The 24,385-nt window shown below is 48.0% G+C and carries 22 protein-coding genes; 6 read left to right on the plus strand and 16 right to left on the minus strand.

Annotated elements, in window-relative coordinates; translation table 11 throughout:
• Positions 1-71 precede the first annotated feature (71 nt).
• The 3 genes from RJ47_RS04690 to RJ47_RS04700 form a co-directional block, all read right to left on the minus strand.
• Complete coding sequence (locus tag RJ47_RS04690) at positions 72-317, minus strand: YdcH family protein (protein WP_005469192.1); 246 nt, start codon at positions 315-317, stop codon at positions 72-74.
• Between the two features lie 135 nt (positions 318-452).
• Complete coding sequence (locus RJ47_RS04695) at positions 453-950, minus strand: GNAT family N-acetyltransferase (RefSeq protein WP_039481951.1); 498 nt, start codon at positions 948-950, stop codon at positions 453-455.
• Positions 951-955: 5 nt separating this feature from the next.
• Entirely contained in the window at positions 956-1,723 is a 768-nt protein-coding gene (locus tag RJ47_RS04700) for a GNAT family N-acetyltransferase (RefSeq protein WP_039481954.1), read from the minus strand.
• A 177-nt stretch (positions 1,724-1,900) separates the two neighbouring features.
• Between RJ47_RS04700 and yegD the strand changes: the two genes are divergently transcribed.
• A complete protein-coding gene (gene yegD / locus RJ47_RS04705) occupies positions 1,901-3,253 on the plus strand; it encodes a molecular chaperone (RefSeq protein ID WP_039481957.1) in 1,353 nt (450 codons plus the stop codon).
• Between the two features lie 105 nt (positions 3,254-3,358).
• Here yegD and RJ47_RS04710 read toward each other — a convergent pair whose 3' ends face one another.
• Together RJ47_RS04710 and RJ47_RS04715 are read right to left on the minus strand one after the other, a co-directional pair.
• Positions 3,359-5,509 carry a TonB-dependent siderophore receptor gene (locus RJ47_RS04710; protein ID WP_039482114.1) on the minus strand — a complete coding sequence of 717 codons (2,151 nt, stop codon included), beginning with the start codon at positions 5,507-5,509 and terminating at the stop codon, positions 3,359-3,361.
• A gap of 126 nt (positions 5,510-5,635) precedes the next feature.
• Positions 5,636-6,556, minus strand: coding sequence for an AraC family transcriptional regulator (locus RJ47_RS04715; protein WP_039481959.1), 921 nt, complete (start codon positions 6,554-6,556; stop codon positions 5,636-5,638).
• A 222-nt stretch (positions 6,557-6,778) separates the two neighbouring features.
• On the opposite strand from RJ47_RS04715, the gene RJ47_RS21395 reads away from it, so the two are divergent.
• Positions 6,779-6,952, plus strand: coding sequence for a hypothetical protein (locus RJ47_RS21395; RefSeq protein WP_005469368.1), 174 nt, complete (start codon positions 6,779-6,781; stop codon positions 6,950-6,952).
• A 113-nt stretch (positions 6,953-7,065) separates the two neighbouring features.
• Here the strand turns inward: RJ47_RS21395 and RJ47_RS04720 are convergent, their stop codons facing one another.
• A complete protein-coding gene (locus RJ47_RS04720; RefSeq protein ID WP_005469440.1) occupies positions 7,066-7,254 on the minus strand; it encodes a hypothetical protein in 189 nt (62 codons plus the stop codon).
• Between the two features lie 98 nt (positions 7,255-7,352).
• The gene (locus RJ47_RS04725) at positions 7,353-8,549 is read right to left on the minus strand and encodes an MFS transporter (RefSeq protein WP_039481962.1); all 1,197 of its coding nucleotides are present in this window, start codon (positions 8,547-8,549) and stop codon (positions 7,353-7,355) included.
• 167 nt (positions 8,550-8,716) lie between these two features.
• Between RJ47_RS04725 and RJ47_RS04730 the strand changes: the two genes are divergently transcribed.
• The gene (locus RJ47_RS04730; RefSeq protein ID WP_039481965.1) at positions 8,717-9,598 is read left to right on the plus strand and encodes a LysR family transcriptional regulator; all 882 of its coding nucleotides are present in this window, start codon (positions 8,717-8,719) and stop codon (positions 9,596-9,598) included.
• 73 nt (positions 9,599-9,671) lie between these two features.
• Here the strand turns inward: RJ47_RS04730 and RJ47_RS04735 are convergent, their stop codons facing one another.
• The gene (locus RJ47_RS04735; RefSeq protein ID WP_039481966.1) at positions 9,672-9,917 is read right to left on the minus strand and encodes a hypothetical protein; all 246 of its coding nucleotides are present in this window, start codon (positions 9,915-9,917) and stop codon (positions 9,672-9,674) included.
• A gap of 237 nt (positions 9,918-10,154) precedes the next feature.
• Here RJ47_RS04735 and RJ47_RS04740 point away from each other — a divergent pair, with 237 nt between their 5' ends.
• Both RJ47_RS04740 and RJ47_RS04745 read left to right on the plus strand, forming a co-directional pair.
• Complete coding sequence (locus RJ47_RS04740) at positions 10,155-11,684, plus strand: phospholipase D family protein (protein WP_039481968.1); 1,530 nt, start codon at positions 10,155-10,157, stop codon at positions 11,682-11,684.
• Between the two features lie 258 nt (positions 11,685-11,942).
• Positions 11,943-13,826, plus strand: a complete 1,884-nt coding sequence (locus tag RJ47_RS04745) for a methyl-accepting chemotaxis protein (RefSeq protein WP_039481970.1) — start codon at positions 11,943-11,945, stop codon at positions 13,824-13,826.
• Positions 13,827-13,887: 61 nt separating this feature from the next.
• Here RJ47_RS04745 and RJ47_RS04750 read toward each other — a convergent pair whose 3' ends face one another.
• Positions 13,888-15,099: a glycerophosphodiester phosphodiesterase family protein gene (locus tag RJ47_RS04750; RefSeq protein WP_038135513.1), complete on the minus strand. Its 1,212-nt coding sequence runs from the start codon at positions 15,097-15,099 to the stop codon at positions 13,888-13,890.
• Between the two features lie 150 nt (positions 15,100-15,249).
• Here RJ47_RS04750 and RJ47_RS04755 point away from each other — a divergent pair, with 150 nt between their 5' ends.
• Positions 15,250-15,456, plus strand: coding sequence for a hypothetical protein (locus RJ47_RS04755; RefSeq protein ID WP_039481972.1), 207 nt, complete (start codon positions 15,250-15,252; stop codon positions 15,454-15,456).
• 7 nt (positions 15,457-15,463) lie between these two features.
• Here RJ47_RS04755 and RJ47_RS04760 read toward each other — a convergent pair whose 3' ends face one another.
• From RJ47_RS04760 to RJ47_RS04790, 7 genes are all read right to left on the minus strand, one after another.
• Entirely contained in the window at positions 15,464-16,492 is a 1,029-nt protein-coding gene (locus tag RJ47_RS04760; RefSeq protein ID WP_039482117.1) for a lactonase family protein, read from the minus strand.
• Between the two features lie 72 nt (positions 16,493-16,564).
• Positions 16,565-19,015 (minus strand): beta-N-acetylhexosaminidase, encoded by a 2,451-nt coding sequence (locus RJ47_RS04765; protein WP_039481974.1) that lies wholly within the window; start codon positions 19,013-19,015, stop codon positions 16,565-16,567.
• Between the two features lie 35 nt (positions 19,016-19,050).
• Positions 19,051-19,680, minus strand: coding sequence for a bifunctional 4-hydroxy-2-oxoglutarate aldolase/2-dehydro-3-deoxy-phosphogluconate aldolase (locus RJ47_RS04770; protein ID WP_039481977.1), 630 nt, complete (start codon positions 19,678-19,680; stop codon positions 19,051-19,053).
• 19 nt (positions 19,681-19,699) lie between these two features.
• Positions 19,700-20,641 carry a sugar kinase gene (locus tag RJ47_RS04775; protein ID WP_039481980.1) on the minus strand — a complete coding sequence of 314 codons (942 nt, stop codon included), beginning with the start codon at positions 20,639-20,641 and terminating at the stop codon, positions 19,700-19,702.
• Between the two features lie 63 nt (positions 20,642-20,704).
• Positions 20,705-22,225 carry a sodium:solute symporter family protein gene (locus tag RJ47_RS04780; protein WP_039481982.1) on the minus strand — a complete coding sequence of 507 codons (1,521 nt, stop codon included), beginning with the start codon at positions 22,223-22,225 and terminating at the stop codon, positions 20,705-20,707.
• A gap of 211 nt (positions 22,226-22,436) precedes the next feature.
• Positions 22,437-22,829 (minus strand): RidA family protein, encoded by a 393-nt coding sequence (locus RJ47_RS04785; RefSeq protein WP_038187972.1) that lies wholly within the window; start codon positions 22,827-22,829, stop codon positions 22,437-22,439.
• A gap of 59 nt (positions 22,830-22,888) precedes the next feature.
• A complete protein-coding gene (locus RJ47_RS04790; RefSeq protein ID WP_039481985.1) occupies positions 22,889-24,331 on the minus strand; it encodes an N-acyl-D-amino-acid deacylase family protein in 1,443 nt (480 codons plus the stop codon).
• Positions 24,332-24,385 lie beyond the last annotated feature (54 nt).

Consider the following 24,385-nt stretch of genomic DNA (forward strand, 5'->3'; position numbering starts at 1 on the left):
CGAAAGATCAACAGACCCTATCAACCACAAAAAAAGAGCGACGAATCGCTCTTTTTTCTTCAATCATGTCGCTACTGATGAGCTTTAAGAATACGCTGGTGAAGATTATCTTTTTGCATCGCCCTATCGTGTTTCATTTGATGCATTTCTTCATCGCTGATCGGAGAGTCTCTCAACTCTAACGTTCTTATCTCCTTATCTAGCCCGTCATACGCTTTCATGTCGGTTAAAAACACATCGTCTGTTTTCGCTAGAGCAAGGATTGTCTCCTTAAATTCTGGAAACTCACTGAGTAATGAATGATCTTCACCTAACATAGTTACCCCTTTCGTTGTGATAGCAAAATGCTGATTTCTGCCGAATAAACTGGTTACTATGTGTACTACCCTAACATCTAAAATGGCACGTATCTGAGACCAAGATCGCCTCTTTCACCATCAATGCATACTGTCTCAGTTTCGATAAAACGCATAGCGGCGCACGCGTCCTTCACTGCCGCTATCAAACTCCCCCAAGAACTCTCCACCACAAGATTCAATCACGCGGCGAGAAGCAAGATTCGCCACGTTACAAGTCACGATGGCTCGGCTTTCAATCGCATTTTTTACCACCCAAGCGAGAAGAAATCTTGCTACCCCTTTCCCTCGAGCGGATGGCCGTGTTTCATAGCCGATATGGCCAATAACATTTTCGACCCAGTCATTAGTACCGGCGCGTACACGAATGGCTCCCAATACTCGACCATGTTCAACACAATAATAAGTGGTGCTAGGGAGCCAACCCTCTGGGAGTTCGGCGCAATCTGCACTTTTTCGCGCAACAAGACTGGCTAAATACCCTTTTGGATCAACGATTGCCCGTTGGTACATCTCAATGCCGGAATCACAACATTCGGTCGCATAATCAAGGAGCGCCGCTTCCAGTTCGACATTAGCTTCAATAACGTCCATACCCACTACTCCACATTAAACTCGTAACCAGTTGTGCTGGTCACAAATTGGAAACCATATTTTTCGACAATCGGTTTGCTCATATCTGACGCATCAATGGTGAGGTACTGTTTGCCACGTGATTTGGCCTCGGCGATGCGTTTGTTGAGCAAAAGCGAGTAAAACCCTTTGCCACGTTCAGATTCAATGGTGCTCCCACCCCAAATTCCCGCGAATGGGCTTTCTCCATTAAAGGTGAGCCATGCAGAAGTGACAGGTTGACCTTGGTGGTAGACCACATAAATGGAAATCGCGTCGGGCGTTTGTTGCTTCAAGCTGAGTAGATGTTGGAGTTGCCAATCGAAATTGCCACCCCAGACTTGCTCTTGGACACGAATCGCATCGCGTATACCTTGCTCATCGTGCACTTCGGTCAGCAGCGACTCGTCAACGGGTTTTGCGGTTATGGTGCTCAGATCAAGCACCATAAACGATTCTTGCTCAGCTTTTTCGAAACCACTATTAAGCAGTCTTTGTGCAATATCATCGGGCTTATCAGTCTGGTAGGTTTTCCACTCAAAGCATTTTCCTTGCCGCTGAAAAAACGCTTTTTCACGGTCGATCACCGCTTGCGCGTTCTCAGTCGTCAAACAAAAATAAGCGATGTAGCTGCCATATCGCTCGGGAGAGACAAAACGGACCAGCTCCGGTGTATCTATCTTCTCTCCACCTAGGGCATTAAATTGCTGCCTTTCGTACTGGTTGTATGCCAGCATGACGTTTTCGGTATCCATACCACCTCTTGCGAAACTATGGTTATTAGTTCAATACAATCAATAAATTAGAAATTCAAATATTCACTTAGACTACTATAAGTTGTCCGCAATAGACATGCTTAACAAATCACCAGTGGCATTCATTTTCGCATTAAGGTAGCATTGCCGACCTTTTTTCAATGGTAGGAGGTTCGAATGTTTATTGGCTTTGACTACGGGACGGCAAATTGCTCAGTGGCAAAAATGGAGCAAGGGGAGCCAAAGCTGCTCAAACTAGAAGGCGACAGCGTATACATTCCTTCTACCCTATCCGCGCCAAGCCGCGAAGCCGTGGCTGAGTATCTGTTTAAGCACCGTGATATTAAACCCATCGACAAAGTGGGCGAGCAGGTACTTCGACGCGCGATCAACATCAATCGCGAGGAAGGCATCGAGTTTATTGCCGAAGAGGTCGCTTTTGGCCAAGCTGCGTTGGATCATTACCTACAAGATCCAAGCGAAAGCTATTACGTTAAGTCGCCAAAGTCGTTCTTAGGCGCTTCTGGACTGCGCGATGTTCAGGTCAGCTTCTTTGAGGATCTCGTTTGCGCCATGATGGATAACATCAAACGCAACGCCGAAGCGGATGCGCAGCAAACCATCACAGAAACCGTGATTGGGCGACCTGTAAACTTCCATGGCCGCGACAGCGAAGCCGCAAACCGACAAGCCGAAAGCATCCTGCTTAAGGCAGCAACACGCGCAGGCTTTAAACATGTCGAGTTTCAATTTGAGCCTGTCGCGGCTGGCCTTGAGTACGAAGCCTCGTTAAACGACAACAAAACTATACTGGTGGTGGATATTGGCGGCGGTACCACAGACTGCTCACTGATCGAAATGGGACCAAGGTGGCGTGGTAAAGCGGACAGAACACAAAGTTTGTTAGCGCACAGTGGCCAGCGTGTTGGGGGCAACGATCTCGATATCGCCCTCGCCTTTAAACAACTGATGACGCCATTTGGTCTTGGCAGTAAAACCACCGCACACATCGTTATGCCAACCATCCAGTTTTGGAATCCGATTGCGATTAACAGTGTCGATGCCCAAGCAGATTTTTACTCTCGTTCAAACTTGGCGACGCTAAAGCAGCTGAAGAAAGAAGCACAAGAGCCAGAAAAACTCGCCCGTCTACTGGAAGTATTCCATGAAACACTGGGCTACCGCCTTGTGCGCCAAGCGGAAGAAGCCAAGATTGCGCTTTCCGATCACGCCCACTATCACGGTGTGATTCAACTGCTGTCTGAGCAGCTCGAGGTGGATATCCGCTTTGAGGACATGATCGAAGCGATCGAGACGCCAAAACAGAAAATGGCAGAGTTGGTCAAAGAGGCGGTAGAGCAAGGCGGCGTGAAACCCGATGCGATCTTCATGACTGGCGGTTCAGCGCGTTCACCCATCTTACGCGGTGCAGTGCAAGAAACCCTGCCGAGCATTGATGTCGTCAGCGGCAACTACTTTGGCTCCGTCACGGCTGGGTTAGCCCGCTGGGCAGAGGTGTGTTTTAAATAGTCGACAAACCAGATTGAATCGCCCCAGTTTAATGCTGGGGCGATTTACATTGTAAACCTAGCCTAGCCACGTAAAATGAGCGGCGGTGTTAAGTGCGATTGTCGGTTAAAAATTGTAGTTAACGTTGAGTTCTATAGACTGCTCAGCACCAAACCAGCAGTTGGTTTTGTCGTAACACGAGTAATACTCTTGGTCAAAAAGGTTGTTGACGACAAGGTTCGCTTGCGCGCCAGACAACATTTCACTGACACCACCTAGCTCGTAGCCTAGAGACATGTCCACCACAGTGTAAGCAGGCACCTTGCCTTGTGTATTAGACGCGTCCATCTCCATTTCTCCCACATAGCGGGCACCAGCGCCAATGCGTGCTCCCTCAAATGTGCCGCTATAGACGTAGTAATTGGTCCAAGCCATCGCACTGTGTTTTGGCACATAGATAGGCGTCGTGCCTTCTAAGTTCGGGTCGTACGCTTTCTTGATTTCCATATCAATGTAAGCATAAGAAGCTTGAACATCCCAGTTGTCTGTCAGGAACATCTGGCCTTCTAGCTCAACACCTTGCGAGGTCACTTCACCCACTTGAATTTTCGCGCGATAGCTAGGGTCAGAGGGGTCCGCGACAATCGTATCGTTCTTGGTGATATGGAAGTACGAAGCGGTCAGTGACTGGGACATATCAGCAGACATATACTTCATGCCGATTTCGACCTGCTCACCAATTTGAGGTTTAAACGATTGACCGTTGACATCCGTGCCTGCTGCCGGTTCAAAACTGGTTGCGTAACTCAAGAAGGGGGAAATGCCATTGTCGAGTTCATACAAAGCGCCAACACGATAGGAGAACTGCTTGTGATCAGAGCTATCTTTGCCGTCATAAGTCGGACTGGTACTGACTTTGTCATCACTCGAGGTAAACAAATCATAGCGACCACCCGCCAATAGCACTAAGCGCCCTGTTCTGACTTGGTCTTGAAGATAAAAACCCAGTTGTTTGTAGTTAATGTCGTGGGACTCACGATAAACTTCGTTGATTTTGCTGCGATCAAGTAGGCTATTGTCGGGGTTGTAAGCATTGAAGCCATAAAACTCAGCATTCGCCGTATACTCTTTGTATAACGAATCTCCTGTGAGATTTTGGTAGTCCGCGCCAAGTAGCAAGTTGTGCTGCCAATCGCCCGCGGTCATTTGGCCGGAGACTTGGTTATCAATTACAAAACTCTTCGAGCTTTCATCGGTCGTATAGATGTTTCTCGCCAGGCTACCTGTCACGGGATTGAAGCTGGTTCCTCTGTGATAGGTGTTTTCTTGGTACAGCGACGCATCCATATAACGCGCATTTTGCAGTAGCGACCACGCATCATTGAACTCGTGGTTGATTTTGTAACCGATCATCAACACATCACGTTCAAACTTACTCCAGTCTTCATCCCCCAGCGACGTCGATGGCGATTGGTTCTTGATCACTTCAAGTGGTGCCGATGAGTTGATCCCCATTGCCGGATCTTTCTGATAATAGAGGTTAACGTTGATAAGCGTACGATCGCTCGCTTGCCAATCTAAAGAGGGCGCAATGACATATCGCTCCTCTTCTGCGCCATCCACTTGGCTATCTTGTTTACGTGCCAAAGCAATCAAACGATACGAGAAGTCACTCTGAGCGATTTGCCCCGTTGTATCGATAGAGACTTCCATTAGGTTTCTTGAGCCCGTCGCTAAGCCCACCGATGTTTGCTGTTTTTGTTGTGGGCTCTTAGCGATAATGTTCACCATCCCGCCCGGAGGCATTGAGCCATACAGGACAGACGTTGGCCCCTTGAACACTTCGATTTGTTGAATCGCAATAGGATCAATCTGTGGCTGCAAGTTCCAACCCACGAGGAAAGGCAACACCAAACCATCGTAATAGTTAACGTTGTTGGTATCGAAACCTCGAATAGAGAAGTTGTCGTACATGGTGACCGCCGCGCCTTTCTGCTCTGTCACGACACCCGGCGCATAACGAAGCGCTTGCGATACCGATTGAACGGCGCGTTGCTCCAACAACTCACCCTCAATCACCGTAATACCTTGCGGCGTTTCCTCTGGTTCAAGTGCGGTTTTGGTCGCTGTATTGCGATAGGCCTTGCCCAGCACCGTCACCTCTTCCAATTGAGTCGATTCGGAGCTGTGGTGTTCGGAGGCGATAGTGGGAAGCGAGAAGGTCGCAAGCAATACAAGCGCTAAGGTTGAGCGCGGAAATGTCGTCGATTTGTCCATGATGTCCTTAATACCCATGTGTTTCTTTTTCTTGAGAATAAATATCATTTGCATTTTATTGTTCAACAAAAAAGAAAGTTAACAATTTGGTGCAACATGGGAAAAAGAAGCTGGCTATTTGGTCTGTTAAACCCGGACGATCGGCACCCAATACTCCATTTCGGCGTGCGCAGCGTCCGCTTGATAGTCGTCTGGATACACCTCCAGTTCATAGCCATCAACACCACGATATCCAGACGTCGGAAGCCAATGCAAAATGAACCATTCAAGCGTTTGAGGCAGGCGATCAATGGGCCCTTTGTGCTTAACGGCAGCGTAGGTTTGTTTTGGTACATTGAGGATTGCTAGCTGTTCAGAGACCACACTAGGCAATGCAGGCATGGCGATATCTGAGCGCAATTCAATACCCGCCCAATAGAAGAGGTTACTGCCATCGAACGCCGCTTTGGTCACATCAACCACACCTAGGCAGTGACCAAAAGAGAGTGACGTGCTGTTAGCTTCAGCATCGAGGCGCTGCCAAAGCTTTGGTACCACATCAGCAAAATTAGGAGCAAGAGAAAACAGCCCTGTTATCTCACCACGCATGCCTTTAAGAATGAAGGCTGGCTTGGTTTCTACACGAACCTCAACAAACGACTGCGCACGCTCACCGTTGACTTGCACCTCAGAAATTTCAATTGGCTTTTTGAGTCCAGTGCGTTGCCCCGCCCTACGATAAACGCGCGGACTACACGTGAAAAATTGCTTGAAGGCTCGGCTGAACGCGATCTCAGAGTTGAACCCAGCCGCTAATGCTATATCAATCACTCGCTGATCGGTATCAAGAAGCAGTTCTGCCGCCAAACTTAACTTTAACTGCCTAACGTAGTTAGCTACCGTTAAACCCGTTTCAGCTTGAAACACGCGCTGTAATTGCCATCTTGACCAGCAGCTTTGTGCGGCGATCTCGTCAAGTGAAAGTGGCGTATCAAGGTGACGATGAATAAACCCCAACACCTTACTGATCCGATTGAAAGTCGCCGATTTTGTCTTGTCAGATACCATTGACACTTTTTCCTCAGACACCACTCAACTATTGATACATCTGCCACTATTGCAGCGATGATAACAGAATTATTCACAAAAATGATAATCATTCACAACAAAGTAAACCTAGGTTGACACCACCGGAGCCATAATAAGGAGCAATGCTTACCCTTGGTGTGAGCAATTGACTACGACCCACTATACTTAATGTGGGAGTGAAAGATTCCGCAGGAGGCTAATATGGACTTTACGGAAAAACTCAGACTGCGTGGCAAGGCAGAGGAAGATTTGTATTTTGCGCGGCTTGATAGAGAGCTGATTGACGCGATACACAACAACCCTGACTGGCAAAAGCAACACCCATCCCCGCAGCCAGATGATGACGATAGCTTTGTAGACACTTTACCAAAGTAGCCCTTTTAACAGAGTCTCGTTATTCATGGTTGAACGGTATAAAAAAGCAGGGCGACACCTTTCTGGTTAACGCCCCGCTTCTCGCTCGCCTGCAATTAAGTAAACATCGCACGTTACTTTTCTAAGAGTGTCATGCGTCGGTCTTCATCATTGAGGTAGAGATGCGCCTGAGCTTGATCTATCAATACCATAGCAGAGAGCGGGCTCACTAAGTGTACTTCCCCTTTCTGATAAGGCACTGGTATATCCCAAGGGTTGTTTTGGTACATCCCCTTCTCATCGAATTGAATCAGAACATCCATGCTTACCTCCAAACTACTTAAGCACAACTTAAGTTTAGTTTGTAAATGGTAATTTTATTAGTAGCGATTACCCTCGTGACCCATATTCCGCAACGGAATCAAGAAGCCACCACGCCTTCACTTGTAGATTCAACAGGTTGACGCTTATCTAAACGACCACTCCAACGCGTCAACAACAGTGCTAACACCACGATCAAAGCCCCAACCCAAGGGGTATGCATTAACCCAGCCTGAGAGACAATCTGTCCACCGCCCCATGAACCAAGCGCGATACCTACATTAAACGCCGCAATATTTAGCCCTGACGCGACATCAACGGCATCGGGCGTATTTTGCTCTGCGAGTTTAACCACGTACACCTGTAACCCCGGCACATTACCAAATGCAAATGCGCCCCAAACCAAAATGGTCACCACAGCAGTAATCGGATTGAACGCCGCAAAATTAAAGACCAATAGCACAATCGCAAGGCCCGAAAAAATAATCGTCAGCGCTTTGATTGGGCCAAAATTGTCGGCCATTTTTCCGCCCCAAATATTGCCCACGGCAACCGAGACGCCATAAACCAGCATAATCAAACCAATCGAGTGAGAGCTGAAGCCACTTTGCTGCTCTAAGATGGGAGCGAGGAACGTAAACGCCGTAAACGTACCGCCATAGCCAAGTGCCGTAATGGCATACACCAGCAGTAACCTTGGCTGAGTCAACACTTTAAGCTGCGCTGACAACTTAGTGGCCGGTGGCTGCTTTAAGTTACTCGGCACTAACCAAGCGCTCCCAATCCACGCGATCACTCCAAGAATCGCGACGATCAGAAATGTCGCTTGCCAACCAAATGTTTGACCAATGTATGTACCCAGCGGCACACCTGTCACCAATGCCACTGTGAGTCCGGTAAACATGATGGCAATGGCACTCGCGGCTTTATCTTTATCCACCAATCCAGTCGCAATGGTCGAACCGATAGAGAAAAATACACCATGTGCCAGTCCAGTGAGAATGCGCGCAACAATAAGGGTGTTGTAACCAGGGGCTTGCCACGCTAACACGTTTCCTAACACGAACAAGGCCATAACAGCCAACAGAACATACTTGCGGTTCCACTTTCCGGTTAGTGCAGTCAACACTGGCGCACCAATGGCAACACCAAGTGCATACAAGCTAACCAGTAAACCAGCAGAGGGTAAAGAAACACCAAGGTCGCTGGCCATCGTCGGGATCAACCCAACAATGACAAATTCCGTGGTACCAATGGCAAAGGCGCTAAGCGTCAATGCAAAAAGAGCTAAAGGCATGGTAAATACTCACTATCACGTTAATAGCCTCACCTGAAATCGGCGATGACTGGGAATAGCGGCATTATGCCTCTCTATTTCATTGTAAAAATCAGCAGTTTTAGCAAATGATTTTTGCTATAAATGAAGGTAATAACCCATTCATCAGTTGGCTTAGAGGAAACCGTATGCTTACCCGCTCAGATGATCTTGAAATATTGTTAGCCGTGGTGGACAGCGGTGGGTTTTCTGCGGCAGCAGACACGCTTGATATTCAAGTGGCTCGCGTCTCACGCGCCGTTGGCAAAGTAGAGAAACAACTTGGGGTATCGATCCTCAATCGAACTACGCGCCGAATAGAGTTAACCGATGAAGGACGGCAGTTTATCGACTCAATCCGCCTAGGATTAACCCAGATCCAACGGGCAGAAGAGGAGCTAATATCACGCGGTGAACTTCCCAAAGGTCGATTGCGCGTTGATGCCGCCAGCCCATTTGTTCTTCACCAATTGGTGCCTTTAATTGGTGATTTCCAAGCGCAATATCCTGACATCGAACTTGAACTCTCATCCAACGAGGGATTTGTTGATCTGCTTGAAAAGAAAACCGATGTCGCGATTCGAATCGGCCAGTTGAGCGACTCGACTCTGCACGCAAGACCGCTCGGACGCAGTCAACTCCATTTAGTGGCTTCTCCTCACTACTTAGCAAAACGGGGACAGCCACACACGACCGCTGATTTAATCCACCATGCCACAATCGGGTTCAGCGGACCAAAAGCACTCAATCAATGGCCGTTAAAAGGGTTCCAAAGTTTGCAGCCAACACTCACATCAAGCAATGGTGAGGCGGTGCGACAACTTGCTCTGGCAGGCAATGGCATTGCTTGTTTGTCAGGTTTTATGGTGAATAGCGACATTGAGGAAGGCCGGTTGGTACCAGTGCTTGAACACGAAAAGATCAGCCGCACCGGCCGCGAGTTAGTCAATGCGGTGTACTATAAGTCCTCCAATGTGGCGAGAAGGATTTCAGCGTTCATTGATTTCATTCAACCCAAGTTAACGCTCTAAAACAAATAGCGCGCACTAAAAACCACTCTAGCAATTGCACTAGAGTGGCGACTTAATTTAACTGAGAGTGGCCCTAAAGAAGCACAGAGGCTTCAAGCAAGTAGTTGACTTGGTGGCTTAGATTAGGAAAGCCTTCGCTCAAAATCTTGAAACGTGCGTCAATGGAATCCTGATGACCAATACGACCAAAGGTCTTTAGTGTATCCACTGGCATGTTGGAAATAGACGTTTTCAACCGACATAAATCGACATTGTTTGCTCTTTCTACTTTCGACAGAGCATCGACTATGGTTTGTAAATCGAGTGCAGATTGCTTCATGGGACTCATTGCTTTCATTTGATAATGACTATTATTTTGCGCCGATAGTACTGGATTTACTTGACCACTGATGTGATTTTAATCAATGAAGCACGTACTATTGCCTAGCAAAATAACAACCTGATTGCATAGCCATTCATTTTCCTCAACAGCGCCAAACCTACGCCCATTCGGTTTTTGTTATACTGGAGTCAAGACTCACGCGATTGCTCTAACTATCCCCAAGGACGCGCATTCATGATTAAGCTTAGGCGCTTAGCTTCTCAACTTTTTATTATCAGCCTTTTAGCTGGCTGTGGCACGCTTCCCGATGACATCGTCCACACACCATCTACGGCCCCATTACCATCCGACACCCAGTTATCAAGACTCAATGAACAATATTGGAAAGGTCGATCCGAGGTTTCGAGCGCGGTATTGTTGCAAGAATCAGGGTGGGATGCCCTTGCTCAGCGATTGGCGTTAGTTGAAACGGCAGAGCGTACCATAGACATTCAATACTATATCTGGAACTCTGATGTTTCAGGCGCGTACCTTGCCAGCCGTTTACTGGCTGCCGCCGACCGCGGCGTGAAGGTGCGTGTTATGCTCGATGACATTAACCTCAATGAGCGCGAGTCGCTTTTGATCGAGCTCAACGCCCATCCCAACGTTGAAATACGCGTTTTCAACCCAATCCCTACCCGCCGCGGTGTGGCGAAATGGCTCAATGTATTGGGAGACTTCTCCCGCTTAAACCGCCGTATGCACAACAAATCCTTCACCGTTGATGGCGCGTTTTCTGTAGTCGGCGGTCGCAATATTGGCGACGAGTACTTCGATTTATCCGATGACATCAACTTTCGCGATCGAGACGCATTGGTGATGGGTGATGTGGTTGAAGAGGTTCAAACAAGCTTCAACCAATATTGGGATAGTCGTTGGTCTTACCCAGTTGATTTACTTGGTGAAGATCAAGACGTCAGCCTTTCTGTGCTCAAATCGGTGACCGTTCCTGAGTATCTTGCTTACCCTCCGCTGCCCACAAAGCCACTGGCAGCGAAGCAGTTGTTAGCCCAGCTCACTGGCTCTATGACCCCAGTACAAGCCCAATACATTGCCGACAGACCTGTACCGAGCGATGAAAGCAACACCTCAGAGCCCAAAAGGACAGCGAAATACCTGAGCCAGCTTGCCGAACAATCCCATGAGGAGGTGCTCCTTGAATCGGCTTATTTAGTGTTTGACGACCGCCAACTGAACGATTGGCAAACACTCAACGAACGTGGCGTTGATGTTAAGGCATTAACCAACTCGATGGCATCAAACGATCTGGTCACCAACCATTCCGCTTATGCTGGTCGCCGAGAAGATATGTTGCAACATGGCGTGCAGCTTTTTGAGCTCCAACCCGATAGCTCGCTTTGTTTCGCATCAACCAAAGATAACCGCAAGTGTGCACCAGAGGCGAGCTACGGTCTTCATTCAAAATCCGCCGTCTTCGACAAGCAGGTTGCTGTGATCGGCTCGTTTAATTTCAATCTCCGCTCAACCTACTTAAATAGCGAATCAATCCTAGTCATCGACAGCCCAGCGGTTGCCGAAGAATTGGCAGAAACGATTGGTGATGCGATGGATGAAACGCACAGCTGGTCGTTGCACTTGCAAGAAGGTGATGTGTATTGGCTATCGGGAGAACGACGACTAAATCGCGAACCAGACACAGGGAAATGGCCTCGATTCCAATCTTACTTCCTGCAATTACTGCCGATAGAGAAATACCTCTGAGGCATAAGTTCGATTTACTAAGCGAGAGCTCCCAACGTAGGGAGCTCCTTTCCCCTTGAAAAATTAGTCTCACAACCCGACAAACGGCCTATCCAAGCCCACAATGACCTCTTCGATCGATGCTTTGTTTTGACTGCTCATAAATCAAACTATTCATCCAAATAAACAGTATATCGCCCCCTATAAATCCACATTCAAAAGATATACAATCTCCCGTTCCATAAACTCAGTCTGCTCAACACTTATACTGGTTAATAAATGAATCTATCGTTAAAGCAAAAACTGACAATGGCGTGTTTGTTCGCTGTTGTACTCATGTCCTCGTTGCTAACTTGGCAAGCCTCTTCAAAGCTGTTTGAACAAAGCCGCCACGCAATCTACTTACATGCTGGCGGTGTCAGCCAAACCGAGTCTGATGCGATTCGCAAATGGATCGATATCCGAGAAAATATAGTCACCGCCACAGGTAGCTTACTTCGCGCAGACAATATCAACGAAGCGCTGTATCAGGCACGCATCAGCGGTGGCTTTGAAGACGTCTACTTCGGTTCGAGCGAAGGGGTGGTCGTCACCTCACATGCTGACCTAGATCTCAGTCATATCGACCCTCGCACTCGCCCATGGTACAAGGCGGCGATCAATTCCAGCAAGCCTGTTATTACCCCAGCTTATAAAGACATCAACTCAAATAAAATGATGGTGTCAATCGCGGCAAGCGTGAGCCAGAATGGTCGCGTCGTGGGCGTAATTGGTGCAGATCTATTAATCGACCAATTGATTTCAGAAATCGTCAATCTTGATGTTGGTGAAAATGCACAGGCGATATTGATTGACAGTGCTAACGGAACTTTCCTAGCGCACCCACATACATCTTTAGCGATGCAACCCGTCACTCGCTGGGATTCACAACTCACACTCCCTGCAATACTCAAAGCAGAAAGAGACGGCACGATCAGTGAGTTCAGCGCACAAAAAGAGCCTCAGTTGATGTACTTCAACAAGATTGAAGACTCAGACTGGGTTGTCGCCATTCAGATGGATAAGGCAACCGAAGAGTCAGCGTACTACGAACTGCTGACTCAACTAATCATTACAGCAGTCATTGGCGCGATCGTTCTGATTGGCTTGGTTTCGGCGCTCATCTCATACTTGTTTAGAGACCTTCTCGTCGTCACACAAGCCTTGGAGGAAATCGCGTCAGGAGATGGTGACTTAACCCAACGACTAAGCCCTCGGACTCAAGATGAAGTTGGCCAACTCGCCACCAGCTTCAATAAATTCGTTGCCAACATGCACCAAATGGTCATGACGCTCAAAGGGATTTCCCACGATCTGAGCGATCAAGCCTCTATCACCTCTCATCAAGCGGAGGAGCGCAGCCAACGTATCCATAGCCAGCAAGATGAAATCAATATGGTCGCTACCGCGGTCGGTGAGATGGCAGCAGCTACCGCCGAAATCGCCTCTAATGCGGAAAATACCGCGAAAAACTCTCAAGATGCGGTCACAGCTTGTGTCGATGGCTCCAGCCAGGTCAATCAAACCCTGGTGTCAATTGAAGCACTGGCAGCAGATGTACAAGTTGCTACCGACGTGATTGAAGATTTAGAAGGGCACGCGACAAGCATTAATACTATCTTATCTACCATCCAAGACATCGCCGAGCAAACCAATCTTCTTGCATTGAATGCCGCCATTGAAGCTGCTCGAGCGGGTGACCAAGGTCGTGGTTTTGCTGTTGTTGCTGACGAAGTTCGAGTGCTATCACAACGTACCCACACCTCCACCAAAGAGATCCAACATACGATAGAATTGCTGCAATCGACAACTCACAAAGCGGTTCAAATCATGGATCAGAGCCAAACCAAAGCCAGAGATAGTGTCAACGACGCCACCACCGCTAATGGCAATATCATCAACATCAATACGGCGGTTGATGTGATCAGTGATATGGCGGCTCAAATTGCAGCGGCAGCTGAAGAACAAAGCCTAGTCACGAATGAGATCACGATGAATACGGAAGGGATTCGCTCCGTGTCGGATCAGCTCTCATCTGAGGCCTCCGATGCCGCTGAACAAGCGGCCAAACTATCCGCATTAGCAGATAAACTGAACCAGGAAATTGGTTCATTTAAACTTTAAGCTAACTTAAAACCAAAAAGCCCGAACACATGGTTCGGGCTTTTCTCATCTATGGCCGTGGTTAGATGTCCATACAGTTGGCGTAGTAAGTGACTGTTGAAGGCCAGTCACTGAACACGCCCAGTACGCCGACATCTTTCGCCAACACATCCAACACTTTCATCATGTCGCCATCTTGCTTGATCTGCTCGGTAACGCTTTGATAGTACCAACCACCACCTTGCGCAAGTGGCCCTGAACGCTCTAGCGTCCACGCGATGATATCCAAATCCGCTTGTTTTGCCAGCTTGGCATACTCAGAGGCAACAATGCTGTTTTTCTCATCTAAATCAATCAGCGCATAAAGAGGAGGCGCAATGATGTTAACCCCTTGATCAGAGAGCGCTTTCATGTTTTCCAGCGTCGCCGTGAAGTCTTTTAGGTTATATACGCGATCATCAAGATAGACCGCTTGCTGACCAAACTCAGGCTCATTTTTAATCCAGTACTTCACGTCTTCAAGATTGAATGACTGCACGTAAGCCTCTTTTGCAGAAAAGCCAGCAGCTTTGAGTTCATCAATCAGCTTTTGCGCATAATCTTGCTGGCTAAAGCCTTGATATGGCATTTCTACCGCCGCCGATTTCAGCTCAGGTGTGACTTTTACACCATGCTTTTTAAACAGCGCCGCGCTTTCCGCATGCGTCATCAATGTACCCGTTTGCGAATACAAGTCGGTGCGCCAGCCCGGAGTGCCATTCATGTACTCTTCAATCGTGGTGGCTTTCGGGTTCGCGCCATCCATTTTACCCTTGAGAGTCTTGAACTCCGCGAGGGTAAAGTCTGACGTACGACACTCTACTTGGGCATCTTCGCCAGTTTCTGGATTGGCAGGCTTGAATGGAACAGAACACTTCTTCGCCAATTCAGGGTGCGCAAGCACATCCGTTGTTGTGTGCAAATCGCTTTGCGAGTGGCGGCAAACCAATTGTTTGTCTTTGGTAAAGGTCACATCACACTCCAGAACCCCCGCTCCCATTGCAATCGCCGCAAGGTAAGACTCTTTAGTATGCTCTGGAAACTGCATTGCCGCGCCGCGGTGACCAATCGAAAAGTCGCTGCGATAAAAAGGACCTGTACTGCAACTTTCTAATTTTGATTTAAGAGGACCATCTTCCATGTCACTGACCAAGTACAAAGGACGCGGACCTACTTGTGCAGGTTCATTCGCCGCCATCGCCATTGAGCTCATACCAAGCAAGAGCGCAATACCACTGGTTAGGATCTGCTTCATCTGTTGTTTCTCCTTGAGGAAAAGAGTTATGTTTTATTATTCTGGTTTTGACATGATGACGCATCGAACGGCATACAACACAGCAAAACTTTTCGCCTATAACTCAAACAGATAATTGTAAAAAGTTTATGACGTTTCAATGATAAAGCCGTGAATCAAACCTATCGACCCGAATCCATTCACCTCAATTTAAGAAAACTAGAAGACTGGATGTTTAACTTACTTCGAGAAAGCCAAGATATACGGGCAAGAGAAGGGCTAAAAGTGACACCCTATACCTTTGGCTTTATGGGTGCCGAAGGGGCATTTCACGCGGAGCTACCCAATATTGTTAGGCTGACAGAGCCGTCAGCCTAAACAGACGTTATTTAGGTTGTTCGACTAAACAGACAGGGCTGTCGATTTGGCACTTATGGCCAGTTGGCGTTAATGTGCCGTCATTTGGGTTTCGTTGGTAACTGACTAGGTTATTGGAGTGCTGATTGGCCACCACCAACCACTCGCCACATGATGAAAGAGTAAAGTCACGCGGGAATGCACCACCACACTCTGAGCTGAATAACCACTTGGCTTTTTCACCCGAGACATCAAAGCAGCTAATCTGATTTTGGTGACGACACGAGGCATAAACAAAGCGTTCATCAGCAGAGAGTTTTATTGCTGACGCGGCTTGCCCTACCTCACTATCAAGCAATAGCGGCAATTGTTGAACAATCTGCCAACCACTTTCTTTCTGCGTTAATACCACCAAGGTTTCACTTAGCTCACACACGACATACGCCGTCTCTTCAGCGTGATTGAACACCAAGTGACGTGGCCCTGATCCCGGCGGAAACGCGACCGTCTGAGCGAGTGAAAACTTATCTTGTTCAATGGTATAGAAACGGACGGCATCGCTGCCTAAATCGACCGTCGCCAGTGTGGGTTGATTCTTTAGAAACACGGCTTGATGCGCGTGAGGTGAAAGCTGGCGGTCTTTATTGGGGCCTTGCCCATCTTCAAACAAGTTAGCGACCAAAGAGGTCGCGATACCTTGGCTATCGAGAGAGTAAATACTCACATTGCCTGAACCATAATTTGCCACAGCGAGATACTGCCCATCGGCTGACACATCCACATGACAAGGGTAATCACCTTCAATCGGCACTGAATAGGCGGCTTTATCTTGCAGACATACGAGCTGGGCTCCCTCTTCTTGAGCTACTTCGGAAAAGCTATACAGGGCGTGCTTAGTTTGGGTTAGATAAGAGGGATTTCGCAGCGGATAAACGTCCTCTAAACTGATCAGTTCACCGCTGTTTTGGTTCAGGCTGACCTGTCCGATCCCTTGGCTTTCACTGGGTGAGTCGGTATAGGTTCCTACATAAAAAAGTAAGTGGTTACTTGCTTGCATCATCATGATTCCAATAAGAATGTTATCCAGCACAATGCCGCCAGCGCAGGCTAGCGGCAAATGGTTTCACCACTACTTGGTCAAAATGTGAAGCAAACGCTCAGTTGGTTTAACGATGGCGACAATCGTTTCATCAAGGATGATGGCGTTATCATTAATCACACCTTGATATTCCGCGGCATCCGCCTGACGAATCGTTTTGCCTTGCTTGGCAATCTCAACCAGGGTGTTTGCCAGCTCTGCAATTTTAACCGTCGCATCCGCCACTTTCACGGTATCAACCGAGGCTACATTGTTGGCAAAGATGGGTTTCGCTTGCTGTGCCGCCAACGACACGACTTGGTAATGCATCGCAAGTTTGTCTAGTGCGGCTTTATCGCCATTTGCGAACGCCTCAACAAGATCGTTCATCTCATACACAGCCAAGCTCTCTACCGGCAAGGCATCCGCAAAGCGGTTTAGACGTTCATACTGGTTGTAAAGATCGCCTTTATTTGGCGTTGAAATCCATTTTTCCCAGTGACGTGCGTAGTACTGAGCGGGCTCGATGTACTTGGCCAACGTTTGTAGTGGTGTCACATCAGCACCATTAGCCAGACGTTTGAGCATCATAGTCGCGTCGGCGTGATGGCGCAGACCTAAAGATATCTCAGACCATGTGTCCATCACGCTCATGCGCTGATACATGCTGCGCTCGTCTGTTAGCTCTTGGCTTGACCATAAGCGCTCAGCAATCGCAAAGCTGCGCGGCCATAGGCGCTGCTCAATGGTCATTGAATCTAGGTTCTCACCCCAAATGGTAATTTCACCACCTAAGATTAGATCTTTCTCCTTACCTTTTAGCTCTGCTGGATAGCCGCCATTAGGCTCTGGAATGACACTGCCTTTGGTTGCGCTGCTTGCGACCAGTTCACCCGTTGCTGGCCAGCGAACATTACCAATGATCTGGTAACTGCCCTCTTTCAGCTTGCCGCCTGCAAATTGATAGTTAAATTCTGTGTAGGACATGAAGTTATCGAAGTGACCACGGAATTTAACCCCAGGTACGTATTCTAGAATATGTACTTCTTCACGAGATTTGCCGTTATAGTCGGTAAATGCGCGGAAAGAGCCATCTTTTGCTTCGATAATGGTGAGATTACCTTTACGCGGGCCGCCCTTGTTACGTGGCTTCACCCAGTCATACGTTTCGAACTTTTCACCGCTGTGTAGCGTGTCATCCACCGTGATGCCTTTTGGCATTGGGTCGTTGCGGTAGTGGTAGCTAGTTGGCTGCGGTTGGTCTAAGTAGTAGCCGGTAGACAGTACGCCTTGGTAACCCTCTTTGGCTGCACGACCAATGCTGTCATGCCCGCGCCAGCTTTGGATAACGATCGATTTGGGTAAGTCTTTGTGCCAAATTTCGTCCCAGCCTGACATCTTCTTGCCACGCTCTTCGAGCATCTTTTCAACCTTAGTGTTGAGGTAAGATTGCAAGCCGCGTTCACCATCTAAATTGTTGTCCGCAATGAATTGTTGGATCTTCGGGTTCTCTTTCCACTGTTTGTAATTTGGCTCATCACCGCCAATGTGGAAATACTCATCTGGGAACAGCTCGACTACCTCATCAAACACGCTCGCAAGCATGGTGTAAAGCTCTGGATTTGTCGGATCCATTAATGGCTCAAACACGCCCCAACCACGTTGCTGTGGATAAGACTGATCGCCCATGCCAGACATCAGTTCAGGGTAAGCGTGTGCAACCGCCGACGCGTGACCTGGCAGTGAAATTTCTGGAATGACACGAATACCAAGGTTACGTGCGTAATTTACGACGTAGCGGATTTCATCTTTGGTGTAGTAATCACCGTCAGCGGTTTCAGACCAAAGCTTAGTGTAGTTATCCAGCTGAATGCGGATGCCTTGATCGTCCCAAATATGCCAATGGAACACGTTCATTTTTGCCGATGCCATGGCATCCAACTGGCGCAGAATCACGTCTAGCTCAATGAAGTGGCGAGAAGTATCGTAAGAGACGCCGCGCCATTTAAAGCGTGGTTCATCGTCAATTGACACCACTGGTACCGAATAGCCGTTCGAATCGGTGGTCACAAGCTGGAGGAAGGTTTCAAGGCCGTGGAATGCACCATACGGACGCTCAGATGAGATGCGAATTTGACCACCTTTTACCTCAAGTTGGTATGACTCATCGCTATCAATATTTTGCACAGCATCTTTTGGCCCTTTGCGAATGTCGATCACTAAGGTGGCGTCTTTTTCAGACTCTGCCTGCCAGTGGAGCATTGGCAGGCCAGTCTGACGGTATAAACGTTCCATGGTGCGCTTAGCGTTAAACTGAACACGCTCAGAATCGTAACCTTTGATGAATATACTAAACTCTTTGTCGATGCTTACAGAGCCCGAGCCCAGCTCCACTTCTTGTGGGTAAGGCATAAGGTTTAAGTCGGTATTGGGTGCCATTGCCATTGCTGCAGGTCCTGTCATTAAGCCCGAAACGATTAGAGCTAACGTCGCTTTTTTCATTGTCTTCGTCCTGTATTAAAGGCTGTTGTTTTGAGCTACGCCACATGCTCGACCGCTTCGCGGACTAACTTTGCGATCTCATCCCACTGCTCGTTTTCAATCAAACTTGGCGCCACCATCCACGTGCCACCGCAACAAACCACACGATCAATCGCTAGGTAATCATTGACGTTGCCTTTACCAATGCCGCCTGTTGGCATCAAGCTCACATCAACATATGGCGCGAGTAACGACTTAACCATAGCGACGCCACCAGACGCTTCTGCAGGGAAGAATTTAAGGAAGCTAAGGCCAAGCTCTAACGCTTGCTCTACTTGGCTTGGGTTGTTAACACCCGGAACAATTGGCATACCGACTTCTTGGCAGTAACGCACGGTATTTGGATTAAGACCTGGCGCCACAACAAATTCTGAACCGGCTGCTTTTGCTTGATCTACCTGCGCTGCATTAAGCACCGTACCCGCACCGACACACATCTCAGGGTAGGCTTCACTCATGGCTTTAATTGCCTGTGCAGCGGCGGCAGTGCGAAAGGTCACTTCAGCAACGGGTAAACCGTTTTCCACCAAGACTTTCGCCAAAGGAACGGCATGCTCGACTTTGTTGATTTGAATAACAGGGATAACTTTGAATTGTTTTAGTTTGTTGATCATTTCGTTGTTCATGTTTATTACCCAGAAATTGTTAAGAAAGAGTGAGGTGGGCCATTTCCGATTTCGGGATGATCGCACCTGAAAATTGAATCACAGTTGACGCTAGCTGATGGCCTAACGCCGCGGCGGCTTCGGCACTTTGTCCATTAAGTCTTGCCGCTAAATAGCCTGCGGCAAACGAATCGCCCGCCGCACAAGTATCAACCACATTGGCGACCTGCTCTGCGCTGACATAAGCATGATGTGTTTCGCCACCTTGCTGCCAAATCACTTTGCATGGCTCACAGCCGCGCTTGATCACCGTTTCTTTGCAACCTAAGCGTACACTGCGCTGCTCGACGCTTTCGTCCGCTCCCCACACCAACTGATCATCATCTTCTGTGATTAAAGCAATATCGACTAACGGAAGAAGCTGACCATACCAGTGTTTGGCTTGGTCGCTTGTCCACAGTTGAGGACGGAAGTTGTTATCAAACATCACCTGTCCACCCGCTTGCGAATAATCGCTTAATGCATCAATAAGCCGCTTTTTGCACACATCAGAAAGAATCGCCAAGCTAATGCCACTTAAATAAACCGCATCAACGCGGCCTTGCTTCATCGCCTGTTCAAGCTTGCTGATCTCTGCGTTAAGGAAGTAACTTTTAACCGCGGCGCTGTCTCGCCAGTACATAAAGCTGCGCTCACCTTGAGCGTCCGTTTCTACCATGTAAAGCCCAGGTAGTTTGTCGCTGTATTGCTCCACCAGCGAGGTATTAATCCCCTCTTGCTGCCAAGCTTCGATGAGCTGCTGTGATAGCGCATCTTTACCTAGCCCAGTGGCGTAACTCACTGAAAGAGGGGTACGCTGAGTCAGACGAGAAAGGTAAAGTGCAGTGTTTAGTGTATCGCCACCAAAACCCTTTTTAAGAGGAAGGCCGCTAAGTTCAATCATACATTCACCAAAGAACGCGATATGAATTGGATGTGTCATTTGGGCTCACCTATTTAGTGTGGTGGCCCATTGCTGAACCACCCAATTTAGTATGATGGATGTTTAAGAAGCGCTCTTCACTGCTTGACGATTTTGCAGTGAAATGTCTTCGTCTAGTTGGCCTTTGTCGGACAGTTCCATTTCCATCAGCGCTCGCTCATCATCAAGAATTGCCCTTGCCATCTCTGGGCTTACTTGGTTCACTGGCGTCACTAAGCTCACCACAATACCCGCAGTCAATGCAAACAGGCATGAAGGAATCACGGGGTTGCCCCAGAATGCGGTTAGGTCTGTGCTCATCATGACGGTAATTGACGCGATAGACGCCCCTGCCAGTGTCGCCAGCGCACCTTGCCAGTTGTAGCGTTTCCAAAAGCGACCCAGCATGCCGCAGACAAACATGCCTGACATAACCGTTGAAATCATTTTAGTGATGTAGCTAATGATGTCGTTTGAGGTAAGAGCGAACAGCAGTGCGCAACCAATCACAACCACAAGAGCAAGACGAGAGTAATTCAGCATAGACTCTTTATTTGGCACGCGGCCTGTGAACATCACATACACGTCACGCAATAAGATAGAGACACCCGCAATCGCATCTGAGCTTGCGCTCGACATGGTTGCCGAAAGGCCCGCGATAAGAACAATTAAGCCAACACCCACAGGCAAGACGGTTGCCGCAATGTACGGGAACGAGAAGTTCGGGTTAGTTAGTGTTGGGTCAATGGCATGGGCGGCCATACCGATGATCGCAGGAATGATAGAGAAGAACAGATACAAGATACCCGAGCCAACAAACGAGCGGCGAATCGTAGAAACATCCTTACCCGAGTAGATACGCTGACGAAATGATGGTGTTGCAAGTACACCGACACCAATCACGACCGCAAGAGAAATTGCAGGCAGAAGACCGAGTTTTTCAATCGCTAGGAAGCTTGTCGCTGCGGGATCCATCGCGGCGTATAAATTATCTAAGCCACCAATGTGCTGCACTGACAGTACCGCCATTAGAATGAAGCCAACAAAGAGAATGATAGCTTGAATCGTATCGGTCCACACAACAGCCGTGTAGCCACCGATAACCACATAGATGGTAAATGCCGCTGCAATGATCATTTTCGCCGTGCTAAGTTCGATGTCTGCAATCCAAGCGAGGTACATCCCACCACCAAGAATATGCGCGCCGAGCCAGCCGATTGACGCGATAAAGATAAGCAGACCAACCACGTTCTTAACGATGCGGTTTGCACCCACGTAGTAAGCGAGTTCTTCACTCATGGTCATGAAGTTGAGTTTACGGACTGGGGCAAACCAGAGAGCAAGTAGCAAGATACCAATGGCACCGCCAATGCCATAAAGCGCTCCAGCCCAGCCATTTGCGTAACCAAAGCCAACCGCGCCCATACTAGAGCCCGTGCCAACCATGGTTGCAACTGTGGTACCTAAAACAAGAAACAGTGGCAGACCACGACCACCCAGTAGGAAATCTTCACCTGACTTTTGGTTGCGAGAAACAAACCAGCCAAGCCAGATTAAAAATAAGACATATACGCCAAAACCAGTGAGAAACAGTGTACTATTCATCGAACACCTCTTAATTAAAATCCATATTTAATTATTTACAACGAGCAGTTACTTTTTATTCCTAGATACAAATAGCCCTATTATTTATTTGAATTAAGATCACTATTTATATGTGCTGTTGCTTTTAATTTATTTTGTAGGGTAAGAGCGCCGAGAAAATATTAACAGGGATAAACATAAACCCGGCGCTATAGATTCTATCTTTGTGAGGTTATCGGCGATCTTCTCGATAGCAGGTTACGTCCACTTCGACCTTCACATCCACAACTAAGTCACACACCATGCAAATGCGCGCTGGTGGATGCTCGCCAAAGAACTCTTTAAACACTTTGTTGAACGACTGGAAGTAGCGAGAGTCTGTTAGTACCACTTTTACATGCACCACATCCTCAAGCGTGTAGCCGGCTTCTGTCATGATGTCGACGCAGTTTTGAATGGCTAGGCGAGATTGGTCAACAATGCCGCCTTCAACCACTTCTCCATCTGTCATTGGTGTCTGACCCGATACATAAAGGAAGCCCCCCGCTTCAGTTGCACGAGCAAACGGAAGATGCTGACCACCCGTACCTGTACCACCTTCAACACCGTAACGTTTAATAGACATAATATTCTCCAGTAAAATATAAAATAATTTAATTAATGTTCGCTTATTTATTTGGCCATTTATTTTCTATAAATAAATACACCACTTCGTTTATTAGTCACGCTGCCCTCAAAATAAGACAACTCACCATTTACAAATACACATTCAATACCTCTTGCCACAGAAACTGGGTTCTCGAATGTAGCGGTATCTTTAATCGTGTTTGGATTAAATAAAACTAAGTCGGCATAGGCTCCGACGCGAATTTCGCCTCGGCCATGCAAGTTGTAGCGCTTGGCTGACATACCCGTCATTTTGTGAATCGCTTCTGCGAGTGGGAAAAGCTTCTCATCACGGCTGTAATGGCCAAGCACTTTAGGGAATGTGCCCCACAAACGCGGATGAGGATGTGGGTCGTTCGGAAGCCCATCAGAGCCCACCATGGTCAACTTGTACTTAAGTACCCGCTTCACATCATTCTCATCCATGCAGTGATAAACCGCGCCTGCTGGTTGTAACGCTTTCGCCGCCTCCATTAATGGGCGATCCATTTCGTCTGCGATCTGCTTAAGCATTTTGCCTGCGTGCTGCGGGTGAGACTCCGACCAAGTGATAAAAATATCGAAGTCGTCTGTCACTTGTTTAAGGTCAAGCGTTGATGAGCTCGCAGAGTATGGGTAACAATCACAAGACACGTCTTGGTGCTTAGAGACCTTGTCCATCAAGTTAAGCACTTCAACGGTTCTGCCCCAGTTACCGGCACCCGCACACTTAAGGTGAGAAATCACCACAGGGACTTTGGCAAATTTCCCCGTCTCGAACGCTTCTTCCATTGCCGCGAGTATTTCTTCAAATTCTGTGCGCATGTGAGTGGTATAGATTCCACCATGCTCACCCAACACTTGAGCAAGACGCATAACCTCATTGGCTGTTGCTTGCTTGGCACTCGCGTATGCTAAGCCAGAGCTCAGCCCCAATGCGCCTTCTTCCATCGCTTGATCGAGGGTTGCTCGCATTTGGGTAATTTCTTCTTCCGTCGCCGTACGTTGTAGATCGTCCATCACGTTATTGCGTAACGCAGTATGACCGACCAATGCCGCGACGTTGACGGCAGGCTGCGCTTGCTCTACCGCTTTGGCATAGCGGGCAAACGTTGGGTATTTAAAATCATCTTGCTTTCCCAGTAGGTTCATTGGGTCTGGTGGATCGCCTGCCAGTACGACAGGGCTAGCACTGATGCCACAATTACCAACAATCACCGTGGTTACCCCTTGGCTTATCTTTGGTAAGCACTCTGGGTAACGAATAACGTTAGTGTCGTCGTGGGTATGTACATCGATAAAACCAGGAGCAATCGCCAAACCTTGACCATCAATCACCTGTTTTGCTTGTGCAGATTCAAGTTGCCCAATACGTTCAAGTTTTTCAATTCGTGTGCCGCAAATCGCAACATCCGCCATAAATGGCTTAGCGCCGGTACCGTCAAAGACCTCTACACTTTTGATAATGGTATCGAACACCATGGCTCACCTTTTCGTCCGTCGTTTATAGGCTTCCTATACTAATAATCTCCTTAC

Source organism: Vibrio sinaloensis (genome assembly GCF_000808535.1).
GTDB classification, from domain to species: domain Bacteria; phylum Pseudomonadota; class Gammaproteobacteria; order Enterobacterales; family Vibrionaceae; genus Vibrio; species Vibrio sinaloensis_D.

Bases quoted from the DNA above. Each gene is read 5' to 3' on its own strand.
- RJ47_RS04690 (WP_005469192.1), bottom strand. From the start codon at position 317: ATGTTAGGTGAAGATCATTCATTACTCAGTGAGTTTCCAGAATTTAAG.
- RJ47_RS04695 (WP_039481951.1), bottom strand. From the start codon at position 950: ATGGACGTTATTGAAGCTAATGTCGAACTGGAAGCGGCGCTCCTTGAT.
- RJ47_RS04700 (WP_039481954.1), bottom strand. From the start codon at position 1,723: ATGGATACCGAAAACGTCATGCTGGCATACAACCAGTACGAAAGGCAG.
- yegD (WP_039481957.1), top strand. From the start codon at position 1,901: ATGTTTATTGGCTTTGACTACGGGACGGCAAATTGCTCAGTGGCAAAA.
- RJ47_RS04710 (WP_039482114.1), bottom strand. From the start codon at position 5,509: ATGGACAAATCGACGACATTTCCGCGCTCAACCTTAGCGCTTGTATTG.
- RJ47_RS04715 (WP_039481959.1), bottom strand. From the start codon at position 6,556: ATGGTATCTGACAAGACAAAATCGGCGACTTTCAATCGGATCAGTAAG.
- RJ47_RS21395 (WP_005469368.1), top strand. From the start codon at position 6,779: ATGGACTTTACGGAAAAACTCAGACTGCGTGGCAAGGCAGAGGAAGAT.
- RJ47_RS04720 (WP_005469440.1), bottom strand. From the start codon at position 7,254: ATGGATGTTCTGATTCAATTCGATGAGAAGGGGATGTACCAAAACAAC.
- RJ47_RS04725 (WP_039481962.1), bottom strand. From the start codon at position 8,549: ATGCCTTTAGCTCTTTTTGCATTGACGCTTAGCGCCTTTGCCATTGGT.
- RJ47_RS04730 (WP_039481965.1), top strand. From the start codon at position 8,717: ATGCTTACCCGCTCAGATGATCTTGAAATATTGTTAGCCGTGGTGGAC.
- RJ47_RS04735 (WP_039481966.1), bottom strand. From the start codon at position 9,917: ATGAAGCAATCTGCACTCGATTTACAAACCATAGTCGATGCTCTGTCG.
- RJ47_RS04740 (WP_039481968.1), top strand. From the start codon at position 10,155: ATGATTAAGCTTAGGCGCTTAGCTTCTCAACTTTTTATTATCAGCCTT.
- RJ47_RS04745 (WP_039481970.1), top strand. From the start codon at position 11,943: ATGAATCTATCGTTAAAGCAAAAACTGACAATGGCGTGTTTGTTCGCT.
- RJ47_RS04750 (WP_038135513.1), bottom strand. From the start codon at position 15,099: ATGAAGCAGATCCTAACCAGTGGTATTGCGCTCTTGCTTGGTATGAGC.
- RJ47_RS04760 (WP_039482117.1), bottom strand. From the start codon at position 16,492: ATGCAAGCAAGTAACCACTTACTTTTTTATGTAGGAACCTATACCGAC.
- RJ47_RS04765 (WP_039481974.1), bottom strand. From the start codon at position 19,015: ATGAAAAAAGCGACGTTAGCTCTAATCGTTTCGGGCTTAATGACAGGA.
- RJ47_RS04770 (WP_039481977.1), bottom strand. From the start codon at position 19,680: ATGAACAACGAAATGATCAACAAACTAAAACAATTCAAAGTTATCCCT.
- RJ47_RS04775 (WP_039481980.1), bottom strand. From the start codon at position 20,641: ATGACACATCCAATTCATATCGCGTTCTTTGGTGAATGTATGATTGAA.
- RJ47_RS04780 (WP_039481982.1), bottom strand. From the start codon at position 22,225: ATGAATAGTACACTGTTTCTCACTGGTTTTGGCGTATATGTCTTATTT.
- RJ47_RS04785 (WP_038187972.1), bottom strand. From the start codon at position 22,829: ATGTCTATTAAACGTTACGGTGTTGAAGGTGGTACAGGTACGGGTGGT.
- RJ47_RS04790 (WP_039481985.1), bottom strand. From the start codon at position 24,331: ATGGTGTTCGATACCATTATCAAAAGTGTAGAGGTCTTTGACGGTACC.